The organism is Streptomyces sp. NPDC054840 (genome assembly GCF_053611065.1).
Map to the genome: position 1 here is coordinate 1 of NZ_JBSGZP010000087.1, position 16388 is coordinate 16388.

Here is a 16388-nt window from a genome sequence, read left to right on the forward strand (position 1 = left end):
GGAGTGGTCCATCGCACCGGCCGGAGCCATCGAGGGCGACGGCGACGGCGGCAGCGCGGGACCGGCCGGGTTCCGCGGCGGGGCCAGGGAGTCGTCGGCCTGGGTCTCCAGCTGGCGCAGCTGCGACTCCAGGTAGGACTTCAGACGCGTACGGTACTCACGCTCGAAGCCCCGCAGGTCCTCGACCTTGCGCTCCAGCGTGGCGCGGGCGGACTCCAGGGAGCCCATCGCGACGCGGTGCTTCTCCTGCGCGTCCCGCTCCAGCGCATCGGCCTTGGCACGGGCGTCCCGCTCCAGGCCCTCGGCGCGCGACCGGGCCTCGCCGACGATCTTGTTGGCCTCGGAGCGGGCCTCCGCGATCGCCTGGTCGGCGGTCTGCTGCGCCAGCGACAGGACACGGGCGGCGCTGTCGCCACCGGGGCTCTGCTGCGGAAGCTGCGGCTGCTGCTGGTGCATCGGCTGACCCATGGGCTGCATCTGCTGCCCCATCGGCTGCATCTGCTGGCCCATGGGCTGCATCTGCTGGCCGAGCTGGTTCTGGCCGCCCATCGACTGCTGCTGCTGCATGCCCTGGGGGCCGCCCATGGGCTGCTGCTGCATGCCCTGGGGTCCACCCATGGGGTGCTGCTGCATGGGGCCGCCCATGGGGCCACCCATCGGGCCGGGGCCCTGCTGGCCCTGGCCGCCGGGGCCCGGCGGCAGCTGCGGCTGGCCGCCCGGGAGCTGCGGCGGGCCCATCTGCTGCTGCGGCGGGCCGGATATGGCCGCGGGCACGGGGGCGCCGGGGCCGCGCTGGTCCTGGGGTTCCGGCTTGCGCATGCCCTGCTGCTGCTGGTTCTGCGCGGCGGCACGCGTGGCGGCTGCCAGCTTCGCGCGCAGGTCCTCGTTCTCGCGCAGCAGGCGCGTCAGTTCGGACTCGACCTCGTCGAGGAAGGCATCGACCTCGTCCTCGTCATAGCCTTCTCGGAGGCGGACGGTCGTGAACTGCTTGTTCCGCACGTCCTCGGGAGTCAGCGGCATGTCTTCTTCACCTCTACGTAGTCGTCGGCAGTCGGCAAGACCGTATCGGGACTGTCCCCGCGCCCGCGGGGAAGCACATCGTTCACAAGCCGCTCGCAGCGGTGCGCACGAAACTGATGAGGATGTAAACGATGATCATCAGAACGAAGAAGGACAGGTCGAGTGCCACGCCCCCGAGACGCAACGGCGGAATGACCCGCCGAAGAAGCTTGAGTGGTGGATCGGTGACGCTGTAGGTGGCCTCCAGTACGACCACCATCGCCTTGCCGGGTGTCCAGGAACGCGCGAACTGGAACACGTAGTCCATGACCAGGCGGAAGATCAGCACGACGAGGAAGCACCCCAAGGCGAAGTAGATCACTTGCAGTGCGACACCCATCCCGCGCTTCCCTCTCCCCTGCTCCCGCTGTGTTCCCGGCCCCGTGTCTGACGGATCGGTCTAGCTTTGGTTGAAGAACCCGCCCTCCGCGATGCGGGCCTTGTCCTCCGCCGTGACATCGACGTTAGCAGGCGACAGCAGGAACACCTTCTGTGTCACGCGTTCAATGCTGCCGTGCAGACCGAAGACGAGTCCGGCGGCGAAGTCCACGAGACGCTTCGCGTCCGTGTCGTCCATCTCCGTGAGATTCATGATCACCGGAGTGCCCTCACGGAAGTGTTCCCCGATGGTACGGGCCTCGTTGTAGGTCCGGGGGTGCAGCGTCGTGATGCGGTACGGCTCCCGCTCGGAGACGACCTTGGGCATGATCACGGGGGCGTTCTTCTCCAGGTTGGTGCGATCAGGTGTGATGGATGCCACGGGAGCGATTCGCGCAGGACGTCCGCTTTCCGCCGGAATTGGGATAGGTTCGCGCTGCGCCGGAGGCTGTGCGGCTCGTACCGGTTCATCCGATACAGGCGATTGGTGCACGGGCTGCTGTCGGCGATCCCGCTCCCGAGCCCGTTCCATCTCCGGCTCGGGCTCGAACTCGTCGTCGGGGTCGTACCCCGGGTTGTCGTACCGGTCGTCCTCCACGAGGCCGAGGTAGACCGCCATCTTGCGCATCGCGCCGGCCATTCTCCGAGTCCTCCGCTCTGTGGTGGATCGCCCTGTCGCAGGTGCCGCCGTGTCACGAATGTCACCAACTGCCCGCGATCCACTAGGTCTGCCCGCTCATCAGCGGGAATGACCATATTTTCTGCTGTGGTCCGACTTTCTTCGCGACGTTACCCGAGCCGGGGTCTCGCGCCGAGTACCGCAGTGCCGACGCGTACATGTGTCGCACCGGCCGCCACGGCCTGTTCCAGGTCTGCGCTCATCCCGGCCGACACCATCGTGGCAGCCGGATGGTCCACGCGCATGCGGGATGACAATTCCATCAACCGCTCGAAAGCGGCCTGTTCACGTCCCGCGTAGTGGCCGGACAGCGGAGCGACCGTCATCAGGCCGTCGAGGCGCAGTCCCGGGGCCCCGGCGACGAGGTCCGCCAACTCGGCGAGCTGCTCCGGCGCCGCGCCGCCGCGGGCCCCGCGCTCCCCCGACTCCGCGTCGAGGGCGATCTGCACGAGGCACCCGAGCTCCCGGCCGGCGTTCACCGCGGCCGCCGAGAGGGCGGTCGCGAGTTTCGGCCGGTCGACCGACTGCACCATGTGCGCGTATCCCGCCACGGAACGGACTTTGTTCGTCTGCAACTGACCGACGAAGTGCCAGCTGAGGGGCAGATCCGCGCAGGCCGCCGCCTTGGGGGCGGCGTCCTGGTCACGATTTTCCGCAACATGACGGACGCCCAGGTCCGCCAGCAGTCGTACGTCGCTCGCGGGGTAGGTCTTGGTGACCACGATGAGCGTCACCTCTTCCCGTCCGCGCCCCGCCGCCGCGCAGGCGGACGAGATACGTTCCTCCACCCGCGCCAGGTTCTCGGCGAGCTCCGACTTACGATCCGTCATTCTTCTTTTCCCCCGGGAGTCCGGGGGTCGCCCCCCGGGAAAGCTCCGTCAACCAGACATATCCGGCAAGCCGACCGGTCACCCGGTCGCGACGGTACGAGAAGTGGTCCCGCGACTCCAGTGTGCAGACCGGGGAACGGCCGCCGTTCACCACCCCCGCCTCCACGAGCTGGGCGTGCACCCCGGCGACCACATCGACGGCCGGTGTCCCCCAGCTCGTCTCGGCCCGCGCGGCGGGCACCGCTTCGGCCACCGCATCCCGCATTTCGGCGGGCACCTCGTAGCAGTGTCCGCAGACCGCGGGTCCGGTACGGGCGACGATTCGCCCGGGGGCGGCCCCCAGGGCGACCATCGCCTCGACGGCGGCGGGAACCACCCCGGCGACCAGTCCCGGCCGCCCGGCGTGGGCGGCCGCCACGACCCCGGCGACGGGGTCCGCCAGCAGGACCGGCGTGCAGTCGGCGGTGAGCACCGCGAGGGCGAGTCCCCGACGGGCGGTCACCACCGCGTCCACCGGGGGGATCTCCTCGTCCGGGCCCCAGGGTCCGTCCACCACCGCCACGTCCCGGCCGTGCACCTGGTTCATCCAGACCACCCGGTCCGGCGCCAGGCCCAGGGACTTCGCCGCCAGTGCCCGGTTCGCGAGAACGGCGGCCGGGTCGTCTCCGACCGCGCCGCCGAGATTGAGCTCCTCGTACGGAACGGCGCTCACCCCACCCCACCGGTCGGTGAAGGCGAAGTGGGCGCCGCCCACGTGATGCTGCTCCGGTGTCACTTCAAGAAGTCCGGGACATCCAGTTCCTCGGCCGGGCTGTCCTGGTACGGCCGGGCCGTGGGGACCTGCGGCGCGGGGGCCTGGACCTCGACCGGGGCCGCCTCGACGGGGGCCGGGGGCTCCTCGCGCGGGGTGACCGAGCCGAGTCCGCCGAAGGCCGGGCGGGCCGGCTCTGCGGCGCGGACCGGAGCCGGGGCAGGCTCCTCGCGCTTGGTGGACGCGGCGCCGATGACGTTGTCCCGGCGGGCCGGGGGCTGTCCGCCGTCGAACCCGGCCGCGATGACGGTGACCCGCACCTCGTCGCCGAGCGCGTCGTCGATGACGGCGCCGAAGATGATGTTCGCCTCGGGGTGCGCGGCCTCGCTGACCAGCTGCGCGGCCTCGTTGATCTCGAAGAGACCGAGGTCCGAGCCACCGGAGATGGAGAGCAGCACGCCACGGGCGCCGTCGATGGACGCCTCCAGGAGCGGCGAGGAGATCGCCATCTCGGCGGCGGCCACCGCGCGGTCGTCGCCGCGGGCCGAGCCGATGCCCATCAGGGCCGAGCCGGCTTCGGACATCACGGACTTGACGTCGGCGAAGTCGAGGTTGATCAGACCGGGGGTGGTGATGAGGTCGGTGATGCCCTGGACGCCCGAGAGCAGGACCTGGTCGGCCGACTTGAAGGCGTCGAGCACGCTGACCTGGCGGTCCGAGATGGACAGCAGTCGGTCGTTGGGGATGACGATGAGGGTGTCGACCTCTTCGCGGAGCTCGGCGATGCCGTCCTCCGCCTGGTTCGCGCGGCGCCGGCCCTCGAAGGTGAACGGTCGGGTGACCACACCGATCGTCAGGGCGCCCAGCGAGCGCGCGATGTTGGCGACGACAGGTGCGCCGCCCGTGCCGGTGCCGCCGCCCTCACCGGCGGTGACGAAGACCATGTCGGCCCCCTTGAGGACCTCCTCGATCTCCTCGCGGTGGTCCTCTGCCGCCTTGCGACCGACGGCCGGGTTTGCGCCGGCGCCGAGGCCACGGGTGAGTTCACGGCCGACGTCGAGCTTGACGTCGGCGTCGCTCATCAACAGCGCCTGGGCGTCCGTGTTGATGGCGATGAACTCGACGCCCTTGAGACCGACCTCGATCATTCGGTTGATGGCATTGACACCACCGCCGCCGACACCGATGACCTTGATGACTGCGAGGTAGTTCTGCGGTGCTGCCACGTCGAAGGCCTCTCGCCTCGAGTTACGTGTCGCCGCCTCGCGGGCCTGCGTTGCGACGACTGATGCCGAAATAGGGACGGTCCGAACGCGCCGACCGAACCCTCACCCTGAAGTTTAGGGTTAGGGGTGTGCCTGTTCCTCGGACTCTTCCGAACAGGACACTAAGTCGACAAGTAGCGCGTGTTCAACGAACACGCCGAACCTCCCGTTTTTCTTTTCACCCTATGTGATCACCCGTATCGCTGGCCAACCAGGGTGCGCCGCTGTTGGACCGGACGTCAACTCCCGGACACAGCAGGGGCGGTGGGGACGCTCACGTCGAAGTGCGCGGCCTTGGGAGCGGCTTTCAACAAAGCGTTCAAAGCCAGTCCCTTCGCCTCGCTCTGTTCACCGCTGCCCCACGTCACGGACCGGCCTCCGGTGAGCTCCAGCACGACCGAATCGTAGGAACCCACCTTGACCTGCACGGTTTGCTTGGCGATCGGCTCCGGGAGGGCGCCTGCGACGAGGACGGCCTCGTGCAGCAGCCGTTCCTCGTCGAAGCGGCGGGCGCTCGGCGATCGACCGGCGTTCAATTCGAGGACCGGAACACCCGCGGGTGCTTTCGGAACCGTGTCGAATCGCACACCCGATGCGTCCACTTCGACGAAGGCCGCGTCCTTTTCGATGAGCAGGACGGGTTTGCGTTCCGTCACCTTCAGACCGATCCCGTGCGGCCAGGCCCGCACCACATCGACCGAATCGATGCGGGGCAGCCGGCCGCGGACCCGGCCCTCGATCTCGTCGGTGTCGACGCTCACCAGAGGCGCGCCGACCGGGACGTCCGCGGCGCCCAGGACCTGCTCGGCGGTGAGCACGTCCATGCCGGTGGCGGCGACCTTCTCCACACGCAGCCAGGAGGACCCGTAGAGCACCCAGGTGCCGCCCGCGGCGAGGAGGACCACCGCGGCGGCCAGCAGGGCCGGCACGGGGCCCCGGCACAGGCGTGCGCCGGGGCCCCCGGCGCCGGGCCTCTGCGCCGACTTCGGCGGCTTGGGCGGCTTGGGCGGCTTGGGGGCCTTGGGGGCCTTGGAGTCCTTGGGGGACTTCGGAGGCTTGGGAGCGCCGGTGCCCTCGCGGACAGCCGGGCCGGACCGATCAGAAAACGGTGTTCCGCGCCGCGCGGTCGTCCCTCCGGCCACTCCTGTGCCTCCTGCGTCTGCGCTACCCGCCTCAGCGGGACCTGTGGGCCGCGATCGCCTCGTACACCATGCCGACCAGGAGCTCGTCGGCGTCCCGGCGGCCGAACTCACCGGCGGCGCGGGACATCTCGTACAGGCGGTGCGGGTCGGACAGCACCGGGAGGACCTGACCGAGCACCCAGTCGGGCGTCAGCTCCGCGTCGTCCACGAGCAGGCCGCCGCCGGCCTTGACCACCGGCTGGGCGTTGAGCCGCTGTTCACCGTTGCCGATCGGCAACGGGACATAGGCGGCGGGGAGCCCGACGGCGGAGAGTTCGGCGACGGTCATCGCTCCCGCACGGCACAGCATCATGTCCGCGGCGGCGTACGCGAGATCCATCCGGTCCACGTACGGTACCGGCACATACGGCGGCATCCCGGGCATGTTGTCGACACGCGGCAGTTCGTTCTTCGGCCCGACGGCGTGCAGGATCTGGATCCCGGAGCGCTGGAGGGTCGGCGCGACCTGCTGGATCGTCTCGTTGAGGCGGCGGGCGCCCTGCGAGCCGCCGGAGACCAGCAGCGTGGGCAGATTGGGGTCCAGGCCGAAGGCGGCGCGCGCCTCCGGGCGGACCGCGGCCCGGTCGAGGGTGGAGATGGAGCGGCGCAGCGGGATGCCCACGTAGCGGGCTCCGCGCAGCTTGCTGTCGGGGGTGGAGACCGCGACGGCGTGCGCGTACCGGGAGCCGATCTTGTTGGCCAGTCCGGGCCGGGCGTTGGCCTCGTGGACGATGATCGGCACCCCGAGACGCTTGGCCGCGAGGTAGCCGGGCAGGGCCACGTAGCCGCCGAAGCCGACGACGCAGTCGGCCTTGGTGCGCAGCAGGATCTCCTCCGCGGCCTTGATGGTGCCGCGCAGGCGTCCGGGGACGGTGATCAGTTCCGGGGTCGGCTTGCGGGGCAGCGGTACGGCGGGGATCAGGCCCAGCTCGTAGCCGCGTTCCGGCACCAGGCGGGTTTCCAGTCCGCGCTCCGTGCCGAGGGCGGTGATGCCCACTGAAGGGTCCTGCCTGCGCAGGGCGTCCGCGAGGGCGAGCGCCGGCTCGATGTGGCCGGCGGTCCCCCCACCGGCGAGTACGACATGCACCGAAATTCACCGCTCTCCGGACGGACGCTTCTTGACGCGCCGTCTCATCGACTTCCATCTCACCCCGGTCCGCCACCAGCCGGTCTTCGGCTGTCGCATCGCGAGGGCCGCGCGCGCCGCCGGCTCCTCACGCGCGAAGGCGATGAGCAGTCCGACCGCGAACATGGTCGGCAGCAGGGCTGACCCTCCGTAGGAGAACAGCGGGAGCGGGACTCCGGCGATCGGCAGCAGGCCGAGCACCGCACCGATGTTGATCACGGCCTGGGCCGTGATCCAGGTGGTCACGCCTCCCGCGGCAAACCGTACGAAGGAATCCTCCGTGCGTCCGGCCACGCGGATACCCGCATAGCCTAGAGCCGCGAACAGGCCGAGAACCGACAGCGTCCCCGCGAGACCCAGTTCCTCCCCGGTGATGGCGAAGATGAAGTCGGTGTGGGCTTCGGGTAGTTGCCCCCACTTTTCCACACTTGCACCCAGGCCGGAACCGAACCAACCGCCCGAGGCGAGGGCGTAGATCCCGTGAACCGCCTGCCAGCAAAGGTCGTTCTTGCCCGGTTCTGTCGCACCGAGACACTCCAGCCGGTCCATCCGGTGCGGGCTCGTCTTGATGAGCAGTGCGACGATCGCACCCGCGAAGACGAGCACCCCGACGAACATCCGGGTCGGGGCCCCGGCCAGCCAGAGCAGACCGAACAGGATGGCGCCGAGGATCATCGCGGTGCCCATGTCCCCGCCCAGCATGATCAGCCCGAGCAGCAGGAAGGCCACGGGGACCAGCGGCACCAGCAGGTGCTTCCACTGGCTCAGCAGCCCCTTGGCGCCCTTGCGCGCCAGCAGGTCGGCACCCCACAGGATCAGCGCCAGTTTGCCGAACTCACTGGGCTGCAGCATGAACGGACCGCCAAGGGAGATCCAGTTCTGGTTGCCGTTGATCGAGACGCCTATCCCCGGGACCTGGACCAGGACCATCAGGAAGAGCGTGCCGGCGAGCACCGGGTACGAGAGCGCCCGGTGCAGTTTGACCGGCATCCGGGAGGCGGCCAGCAGGAGGACGCCACCGATGACGGCGGCCAGGAACTGCTTCTTGAAGAAGTACGCGTCGCCGAGGCCGAGCTGGAGGGCCTTGATCATCGAGGCCGAGTACACCATCACCAGACCGAGCACGGTGATGAGCAGGGAACTGCCGAAAATCAGGTAATAGGCGGTGAGCGGGCGGTCCCAGGCCTTCTGCAACTGCTGCTGCGTACGCCGGAACCGGGCCAGCGGCCCGCGCCCGGCGGGCCGCTTCGGACTCACCGCAGGGCGTTTGCGGCCCTGTGCCTTCACGGCGGACGGCCGCCGCCCCGGCAGCATCTGCTTGGCCGGCATCTGTGATCTTCCCCTCCACTCGTACGAGGCGAGCTGCCGGCCGGCCGGAGGGAACCAGTCCCGGATCCCCCGGCCTAAGCCGTGTCCGCAGCCTTCTCGGCGGCCAGTTCGCGCACCGCGTCGGCGAATGCTTCCCCACGCTTGTTGTAGTTCGCGAACATGTCCATCGACGCACAGGCAGGTGCCAGCAGGACCGTGTCACCGGGCTCGGCGAGCGCGGCGGCTTCCCGGACCGCTGCGAGCATCGCCCCAGTGTCGGTCCGGTCGAGGTCGACGACCGGGACCTCGGGGGCGTGTCGCGCCAGCGCCTCGGCGATGAGCGCCCGGTCGGCGCCGATCAGCACGGCGCCGCGCAGCCGCTTAGCGGCGTTCCGCACGAGCTCGTCGAAGGTCGCGCCCTTCGCGAGGCCGCCGGCGATCCAGACGACGGGTTCGAAGGCCGCGAGCGAGGCCTCGGCCGCATGCGTGTTGGTGGCCTTGGAGTCGTCGATGTAGGTGACCGAGCCGACCTCGTCCACGTACGCGACGCGGTGGGCGTCCGGGCGGAAGTCGCGCAGCCCGTCGCGAACGGCGCGTGGCTCCACCCCGAAGGCGCGGGCCAGGGCCGCGGCGGCGAGCGCGTTGGCGATGTTGTGCGGGGCCGGCGGGTTGACGTCCGTGACCTCGGCGAGCTCCTGGGCGTTCTTCTGCCGGTTCTCCACGAAGGCCCGGTCGACGAGGATGCCGTCGACGACGCCGAGCATGGAGGGGCCGGGGGCACCGAGGGTGAAGCCGATCGCGCGGCAGCCCTCCTCGACGTCGGCCTCCATGACCAGGTGCTCGGTGGCCGGGTCGGCGACGTTGTAGACGCAGGCCACCGTGTTGCCCTCGTAGATCCGGCCCTTGTCGGCGGCGTACGCCTCCATCGAGCCGTGCCAGTCGAGGTGGTCCGGGGCCAGGTTGAGCACGGCCGCCGAGTGGACGCGCAGCGAGGGCGCCCAGTGCAGCTGGTAGCTGGAGAGTTCGACGGCGAGCACGTCGTACTCCTGCTCGCCGAGCACCACGTCGATGATCGGGGTGCCGATGTTGCCGACGGCGGCGGTGCGCAGCCCCGCGGCCTTCAGGATCGACGCCAGCATCTGGGTGGTGGTGGTCTTGCCGTTGGTGCCGGTGATGGCGAGCCAGGGCGCCGGGGCCTTGCGGGGCGCTGCGGCGTCCGTGCCGCCGGAGCGCGCGGCGCGCAGCTCCTGGCCGATCTCGCGCAGCAGCCAGGCGATCTCGACGTCCCCGACGACGTCCACCCCGGCCGCGGCGGCGGCCTCGAACAGCGGGCTGTCGGGCTTCCAGCCCGGCGAGGTGACGACCAGCTCGGTGCCCTCGGGCAGTACCTCGCCCGCGTGCCCGCCGTCCGCCAGGCGGCCGAGGCGGACGGTGATGCCCTGCGCCTGCAGTTCGGCGGCCCGGGCGCGGTGCGCGTCCCCGTCGCCGTTGTCGACGACGGTCACCACCGCGCCGAGGCCGGCCAGGGCGCGGGCGGCACTGATGCCGCTCACGCCCAGACCGGCGACGGTGATGTTCTTGTCCTGCCAGGACGTCACTTGTCGGCTGCCCATCCCGCGTAGAAGAGACCGAGACCAACGATCACGCACATGCCCTGGATGATCCAGAAGCGGACCACGACGAGTACCTCGGACCAGCCCTTGAGCTCGAAGTGGTGCTGCAGTGGCGCCATCCGGAAGACGCGCTTGCCGGTCATCTTGAAGGAGCCGACCTGGATGACGACCGACATCGTGATGAGTACGAACAGGCCGCCGAGGAGCGCCATCAGGAACTCCGTGCGGGAGCAGATGGCGAGGCCCGCGAGCGCGCCGCCGAGGGCGAGCGAGCCGGTGTCACCCATGAAGATCTTGGCGGGCGAGGTGTTCCACCACAGGAAGCCGAAGCAGGCGCCCATGAGGGCGGAGGCGACGACCGCGAGGTCGAGCGGGTCGCGCACCTCGAAACAGGCGTTCGGGTTGGTGAGGTCACCGGCCCTGGCGCAGGACTCCTGGAACTGCCAGACACCGATGAAGGTGTAGGCGCCGAAGACCATCACCGCGGCGCCGGTCGCGAGACCGTCCAGACCGTCGGTGAGGTTCACGCCGTTGGACATCGCCAGGATCATGAACAGCGCCCAGACCACGAACAGGACCGGACCTATCGACCAGCCGAAGTCCGTGACGAACGACAGCTTGGTGGAGGCCGGGGTCAGTGCGCGCGAGTCCTTGAACTGGAGTGCCAGCACCGCGAAGGCGATACCGACGATCAGCTGGCCGGACATCTTCGCCTTGGCCCGCAGGCCCAGCGAACGGCGCTTGACGATCTTGATGTAGTCGTCCAGGTACCCGACGATGCCCATGCCGGCCATCAGGAACAGGACGAGGAGACCCGAGAAGCTCGGTTCCTCACCGGTGAGGACCTTCGTCAGGGCGTACGCGATGAGCGTCGCCAGGATGAAGGAGATGCCGCCCATGGTGGGCGTGCCCTTCTTCCCGGCGTGACCGCGGGGGCCGTCGTCGCGGATGAACTGGCCGTACCCCTTGCGGGCGAGCAGCTTGATCAGCAGCGGGGTGCCGATGACGGTGAGGAACATGCCGATGACACCGGCGAACAGAATCTGCCTCATCGGTCGGCGACCTCGCCCTCGACAGTGCTGTCGAGAAGGCCCTGGGCCACCCGCTCCAGACCGGCCGACCTGGAAGCCTTCACCAGCACGACGTCACCCGGGCGCAGTTCACTGCGCAACAGGTCGACCGCCGCCTGCGCGTCGGACACGAGCACCGACTCCTCACCCCACGAACCCTCGTTATATGCGCCCAGTTGCAGCCAGGAAGCTTCCCTGCCCCCGACTGCGACGAGCTTGCTCACGTTGAGCCGGACGACAAGTCGTCCGACCGCGTCGTGCTCGGCGAGAGCGTCGTCTCCGAGCTCGGCCATCGGGCCGAGCACCGCCCACGTGCGTCCCCCGTTCGCCCTGCCGGCACCGCCCATCGCGGCGAGCGCGCGGAGTGCGGCCCGCATGGACTCGGGGTTCGCGTTGTAGGCGTCGTTGACGATCGTCACACCGTCCGCCCGCTCGGTGACCTCCATCCGCCACCGGGACAGCGTGCCCGCCCCGGAGAGCGCCGTGGCGATCTCCTGTGCGGACATGCCCAGTACATGGGCGACGGCGGCCGCGGCGAGCGCGTTCGACACGTGGTGCTCACCGTACAGCCGCAAGGTCACGTCGCTGCACCCGGTCGGTGTGTGCAGTGTGAAGGAAGCCTGCCCCCTGTCCGTCATGCGGACTTCGGTGGCCCGGATTTCGGCGTCCTCGGCCTCACCGAAGAGAACCGTACGGGCCTTCGTGCGCCCGGCCATCCCACGAACCAGCAGGTCATCGGCGTTGAGGACGGCGACGCCGCCGTCCGCCTCGGCCGGCAGGGCCTCGACCAGCTCCCCCTTGGCCTGCGCGATCTGCTCGCGGCCGCCGAACTCGCCGATGTGGGCGGTGCCGACGTTGAGGACCAGACCGATCCGCGGGGGCGTCAGTCCGGTGAGGTGGCGGATGTGGCCGATGCCGCGGGCGCCCATCTCCAGGACCAGGTGCTGGGTGTCCTCGGTGACGCGCAGCGTCGTGATCGGCAGACCGATCTCGTTGTTGAGGTTCCCGGGGGTCCACACGGTCGGCGCGTGGTGCTGCAGCACCTGCGCGATCAGGTCCTTGGTGGAGGTCTTGCCGGCGGATCCGGTGAGCGCCACGACGTCGGTGCCCAGGCGGGTGACGACGGCCCGGGCGAGTGCTCCGAGGGCGGCCACCACGTCGGGGACCACGATGGCCGGTACGCCGACGGGCCGGGTCGCGAGGACGCCCACGGCCCCGGCGGCCACGGCGCGTTCCGCGTAGTCGTGGCCGTCGACCCGCTCACCGACGAAGGCGGCGAAGAGGCTGCCCGGCCGGACTTCACGGGAGTCGTAGACCACGGGGCCGGTGACCTGGACGGACGGATCCGGTATGTCGTGGGGCCGCCCGCCGGTGATGTCGGCGATATCGGCGAGGGAAAGGGCGATCACTGGTTCACCTCGGCCTGTCGGACGTGAGTCGTTTGATCGGGCGCGGCCGTCCGGTCGAGCACGGCCTGGTGCTCGATCGCGGCGCGGAGCACCGCGCGGTCGTCGAAGGGGCGTACGACACCGGCGGTGTCCTGGCCCTGCTCGTGTCCCTTGCCGGCCACCAGCACGGTGTCACCGGGCCGGGCTCGGGCGACGGCGGCCGCGATGGCCGCGGCCCGGTCGGCGTCGACGAGGACGGTGCCCCGCTCGGCGGGCGGTACGGACACGGCGCCCTCGAACATCGCGGCGAGGATCGCGAGCGGGTCCTCGGAGCGCGGGTTGTCGGAGGTCAGTACGGCCACGTCGGCGAACCGGGCGGCCGCGGCCCCCATCGGGGCGCGCTTGGTGGTGTCGCGGTCGCCGCCGCAGCCGAGCACGATGTGCAGCTTGCCCTCGGTGACCTCGCGCAGGGCGCGCAGCACCGATTCCACGGCGTCCGTCTTGTGCGCGTAGTCGACGACGGCGAGGTACGGCTGTCCCGCGTCCACCCGCTCCAGCCGGCCGGGGACTCCGGGGACCGCGGCGACGCCGTCGGCGGCGGTCTGCGGGTCGAGGCCGGCGGCGGCGAGCGTGACGATCGCGGCGACGGTGTTGGCGACGTTGAACGGGCCGGGCAGCGGCGCGGTGGCCCGTACGCGCTGTCCTTCGGGGCCCAGCAGGGTCAGGGTGGAGCTCGCCGGGCCGAAGACCACGTCCTCGGCGCGCCAGTCGGCGGCCGGGTCGCCCGCGGCGGAGAAGGTGACCACCGGGACGGTGGCCTCCTTGGCCAGGCGGCGGCCGTACTCGTCATCGAGGTTGACCACGCCCAGGCGGGCCCGGCGGGCGGTGAAGAGCCCTGCCTTGGCCTGGAAGTAGTCCTCCATGCCGGAGTGGAACTCCATGTGCTCCGGGCTCAGGTTGTTGAAGACGGCGACGTCGAAGACGCAGCCGTCGACCCGGCCGAGCACCAGGGCGTGGCTGGAGACCTCCATGGCCACGGCCTCGACCCCGCGTTCGCGCATGACCGCGAAGAGGGCCTGGAGGTCGGTGGCCTCCGGGGTGGTCCGCTCGGACTTGATGCGCTCGTCGCCGATGCGCATCTCGACGGTGCCGACCAGCCCGGTGCTGCGACCCGCCGCGCGCAGGCCGCCCTCGACGAGGTACGCCGTGGTGGTCTTGCCGGAGGTGCCGGTGATGCCGATCTGGAGCAGGCCCTCACCGGGGCGCCCGTAGATCGCGGCGGCCAGCTCTCCCATCCGGCCGCGCGGGTCGTCGACGGTCAGGACCGGCAGGCCGGTCGCCGCGGCGCGTTCATTCCCCGCGGGGTCGGTGAGCACGGCGGCGGCGCCGAGGGCGGCCGCCTGGGCGGCGAAGTCGGCGCCGTGCGTCCTGGCTCCTGGCAGGGCCGCGTACAGGTCACCGGGGCGGACCGCACGGGAGTCGTGCGTGATGCCGGTGATCTGCGCCGCGCCGGGCGCCGGGATGCCCAGCAGGGTGGCCAGCTCGCCCAGGGGGCTCGGGCTGGCGGACGCGGGCCGGGGCGCTCCCGGCGGCGTTGCCGGGGCTTTCTGGGTCGTTCTGGGCTGATCAGCGTGGGGCACGGCGGTGAGCGTACCGGGCGCGGCGGGCCGCCCGCGAAGTGAGGCCCCGGCCTCGGCCTCGGCGGTCGTCGGGTTCCCGGGTTCCGGGGTGATGGTTGTCACTGATGGTGCCTCACGCTTTTCTGGCGGGCCGGCCTGGCTGTGGGTCACTGACCGGGCTGCGGACTGGGCTGCGGGGCGGGCTGCGCGGCGGGCCGGGGAGCGGCGTCGTAGGTGACGGGAAGCCCGGCGGGTGCGGTTCCCGTGGGGGCCACCTGGAGGGTCTTGAGCGCGAACTCCATGACCTTCTTGTAGATGGGGCCGCAGATCTGGCCGCCGAAGTAGCTGCCCTTCGTGGGGTTCTGGATGGCGCAGTAGACGGTGATGCGCGGGTTGTCCGCGGGTGCGAATCCGGCGAAGGAGGCGGTGTAGCCCTTGTAGCGGCCGGTGGCCGGGTCCACCCGGTTGGAGGTGCCGGTCTTGCCGCCGACCCGGTAGCCGGGGATCCGCGCCTTGGTGCCGGTGCCGTCCTGGTCGTCGACCACGGATTCGAGCATCTCGGCGAGGGTCTTGGCTGTCTCCGGGCTGACCACGCGGCTCTGCTCGGGGGCCGGGGCCGGGGTGAAGCGGCCGTCGGGGCCCTTGGTGCCGCGTACGAGCGTCGGTTCGATGCGGACCCCGCCGTTGGCGATGGTCGAGTACACGGAGGCCGCCTGCATGGCGTTGAGGGAGAGTCCCTGGCCGAAGGGGATCGTGTACTGCTGGGAGGTGGACCAGTCCTTGGGGTCGGCGAGGATGCCCCGGGACTCGCCGGGGTAGTTCAGGCCGGTGGGCCGGCCGATGCCGAACTTGGTCAGGTAGGAGTGCAGGACCTCGTTGGCCGCGGGCTGGGTGGGTCCGAGCTGGCCGGTGGCCAGGATCGTGCCGATGTTGGAGGACTTGGCGAGGACCCCGTTGAGGGTCAGGTACCAGGTCGGGTGGTCGATGTCGTCCTTGAACAGCCGGTCGCCGCGGTGCAGCCGGTTGGGGACCTCGACCCGGGTCTCCGGGGTGGCCTTCTTCTCCTCCAGCACGGCGGCCATCGACATGACCTTGGCGGTGGATCCGGGCTCGTACACGTCCTGGAGCGCGGCGTTGCCCATGGCGGCGGAGCGGGCCCGGGTCAGGTCGTTGGGGTCGAAGCCGGGGGCGTTGGCCATGGCCAGTACCTCGCCGGTGCGGGTGTCCTGGACGATGACGTAGCCGCGGTCGGCCTCGGACTTCTGGACCTGCTCGGCGATGGCGCTCTGCGCCGCCCACTGGATGTCCCGGTCGATGGTCAGCTCGATGTCGTCGCCGGGGACGGCGGGCTTCTCGTTGGAGTCCGCCGTGGGGACCTGGCGGCCGCCGGACTGGGCGTAGGTGATCTCGCCGTCCTTGCCGGACAGCTTCTTGTCGAGGGAGGACTCCAGGCCGCCGGCGCCCCTGCCCTCGGCGTTGACGTAACCCAGTATTCCGGCGGCGAGGTCGCCGTTCGGGTACACGCGCTTGCTGCTGGTCTCCTTGAACACGCCGGCGAGGACGTTGGCGCCGGGGCCGTTGCTCCGCTTGTCGGCCGCCGCCTTGTCCGCGAAGACCCGCTTGAGGTCCTTGATCTGGTTCCAGACCTGGGGGGTCTGGCGCTGAGCGAGGACGACGTACCGGGAGTTCTTGGTGCTCAGCCGCTCGGTGAGCTCCTTGGCGTCCTTGCCGAGGATGGGCGCGAGGAGGGCGGCGGCCTGCTGCGGGGCGTCCGGGGCCTTGCTTTCCTGCGGGGTGAACATCTTCGGGTCGGCGGTGATGTCGTACGCGTCGACGCTGGTGGCGAGGGCCACGCCCCGGCGGTCGGTGATCTCACCACGCTCGGCGGCCAGCTTGACGCTGGTGTAGCGGTTCTTGGAGGCCTCGGCGGAGAACGCCGAGGCGTCGACGGCCTGCACCTGGAGCAGGCGGACCACGAAGGCCAGCAGGACGAGGGTCAGGCCGACGCTGGCCAGGCGCAGCCGGGGCCGCGGGCTGCCGAGCCGGATCGTGTGCGGGGTACGGGGGGCCGTCGGCCGCCGGGTCGCCGGGCGCGAGGCCGGGCGGGCGGTGGCCCTGGCC

The 16388-nt window shown here is 70.7% G+C and carries 14 protein-coding genes; all 14 read right to left on the reverse strand.

What is annotated here, in order from left to right; translation table 11 throughout:
- On the reverse strand, positions 1-1020 hold a 1020-nt coding region (locus ACWGIU_RS09360; protein WP_453703950.1), incomplete at its 3' end, for a DivIVA domain-containing protein.
- A gap of 82 nt (positions 1021-1102) precedes the next feature.
- A complete protein-coding gene (locus ACWGIU_RS09365) occupies positions 1103-1399 on the reverse strand; it encodes a YggT family protein (protein ID WP_030012625.1) in 297 nt (98 codons plus the stop codon).
- A gap of 60 nt (positions 1400-1459) precedes the next feature.
- Positions 1460-2077: a cell division protein SepF gene (locus ACWGIU_RS09370; RefSeq protein WP_314248803.1), complete on the reverse strand. Its 618-nt coding sequence runs from the start codon at positions 2075-2077 to the stop codon at positions 1460-1462.
- Between the two features lie 149 nt (positions 2078-2226).
- On the reverse strand, positions 2227-2946 hold the full coding sequence (locus ACWGIU_RS09375) for a YggS family pyridoxal phosphate-dependent enzyme (protein WP_453703952.1): 720 nt from the start codon (positions 2944-2946) through the stop codon (positions 2227-2229).
- Positions 2933-3700 (reverse strand): peptidoglycan editing factor PgeF, encoded by a 768-nt coding sequence (pgeF, locus tag ACWGIU_RS09380; protein ID WP_453703954.1) that lies wholly within the window; start codon positions 3698-3700, stop codon positions 2933-2935. The genes ACWGIU_RS09375 and pgeF overlap by 14 nt, the downstream gene beginning before the upstream one ends.
- 17 nt (positions 3701-3717) lie before the next feature.
- Positions 3718-4923, reverse strand: a complete 1206-nt coding sequence (gene ftsZ / locus ACWGIU_RS09385; RefSeq protein ID WP_052872570.1) for a cell division protein FtsZ — start codon at positions 4921-4923, stop codon at positions 3718-3720.
- Positions 4924-5201: 278 nt separating this feature from the next.
- Complete coding sequence (locus ACWGIU_RS09390) at positions 5202-6104, reverse strand: cell division protein FtsQ/DivIB (RefSeq protein WP_453703956.1); 903 nt, start codon at positions 6102-6104, stop codon at positions 5202-5204.
- Positions 6105-6135: 31 nt separating this feature from the next.
- Positions 6136-7230, reverse strand: a complete 1095-nt coding sequence (murG, locus tag ACWGIU_RS09395; protein WP_365275280.1) for an undecaprenyldiphospho-muramoylpentapeptide beta-N-acetylglucosaminyltransferase — start codon at positions 7228-7230, stop codon at positions 6136-6138.
- Positions 7231-7236: 6 nt separating this feature from the next.
- Positions 7237-8598 carry a putative lipid II flippase FtsW gene (gene ftsW / locus ACWGIU_RS09400; protein ID WP_453703958.1) on the reverse strand — a complete coding sequence of 454 codons (1362 nt, stop codon included), beginning with the start codon at positions 8596-8598 and terminating at the stop codon, positions 7237-7239.
- Between the two features lie 74 nt (positions 8599-8672).
- Positions 8673-10190, reverse strand: coding sequence for a UDP-N-acetylmuramoyl-L-alanine--D-glutamate ligase (murD, locus tag ACWGIU_RS09405; protein WP_453703960.1), 1518 nt, complete (start codon positions 10188-10190; stop codon positions 8673-8675).
- Entirely contained in the window at positions 10172-11242 is a 1071-nt protein-coding gene (mraY, locus tag ACWGIU_RS09410) for a phospho-N-acetylmuramoyl-pentapeptide-transferase (RefSeq protein WP_453703962.1), read from the reverse strand. The genes murD and mraY overlap by 19 nt, the downstream gene beginning before the upstream one ends.
- Positions 11239-12669, reverse strand: coding sequence for a UDP-N-acetylmuramoyl-tripeptide--D-alanyl-D-alanine ligase (locus ACWGIU_RS09415; protein WP_453703964.1), 1431 nt, complete (start codon positions 12667-12669; stop codon positions 11239-11241). The genes mraY and ACWGIU_RS09415 overlap by 4 nt, the downstream gene beginning before the upstream one ends.
- A complete protein-coding gene (locus tag ACWGIU_RS09420; RefSeq protein WP_453703966.1) occupies positions 12666-14390 on the reverse strand; it encodes a UDP-N-acetylmuramoyl-L-alanyl-D-glutamate--2,6-diaminopimelate ligase in 1725 nt (574 codons plus the stop codon). Before ACWGIU_RS09420 ends, ACWGIU_RS09415 begins: the two co-directional genes overlap by 4 nt.
- 44 nt (positions 14391-14434) lie before the next feature.
- A partial coding sequence (locus tag ACWGIU_RS09425) for a peptidoglycan D,D-transpeptidase FtsI family protein (RefSeq protein ID WP_453703968.1) occupies positions 14435-16388 on the reverse strand: 1954 nt, incomplete at its 5' end.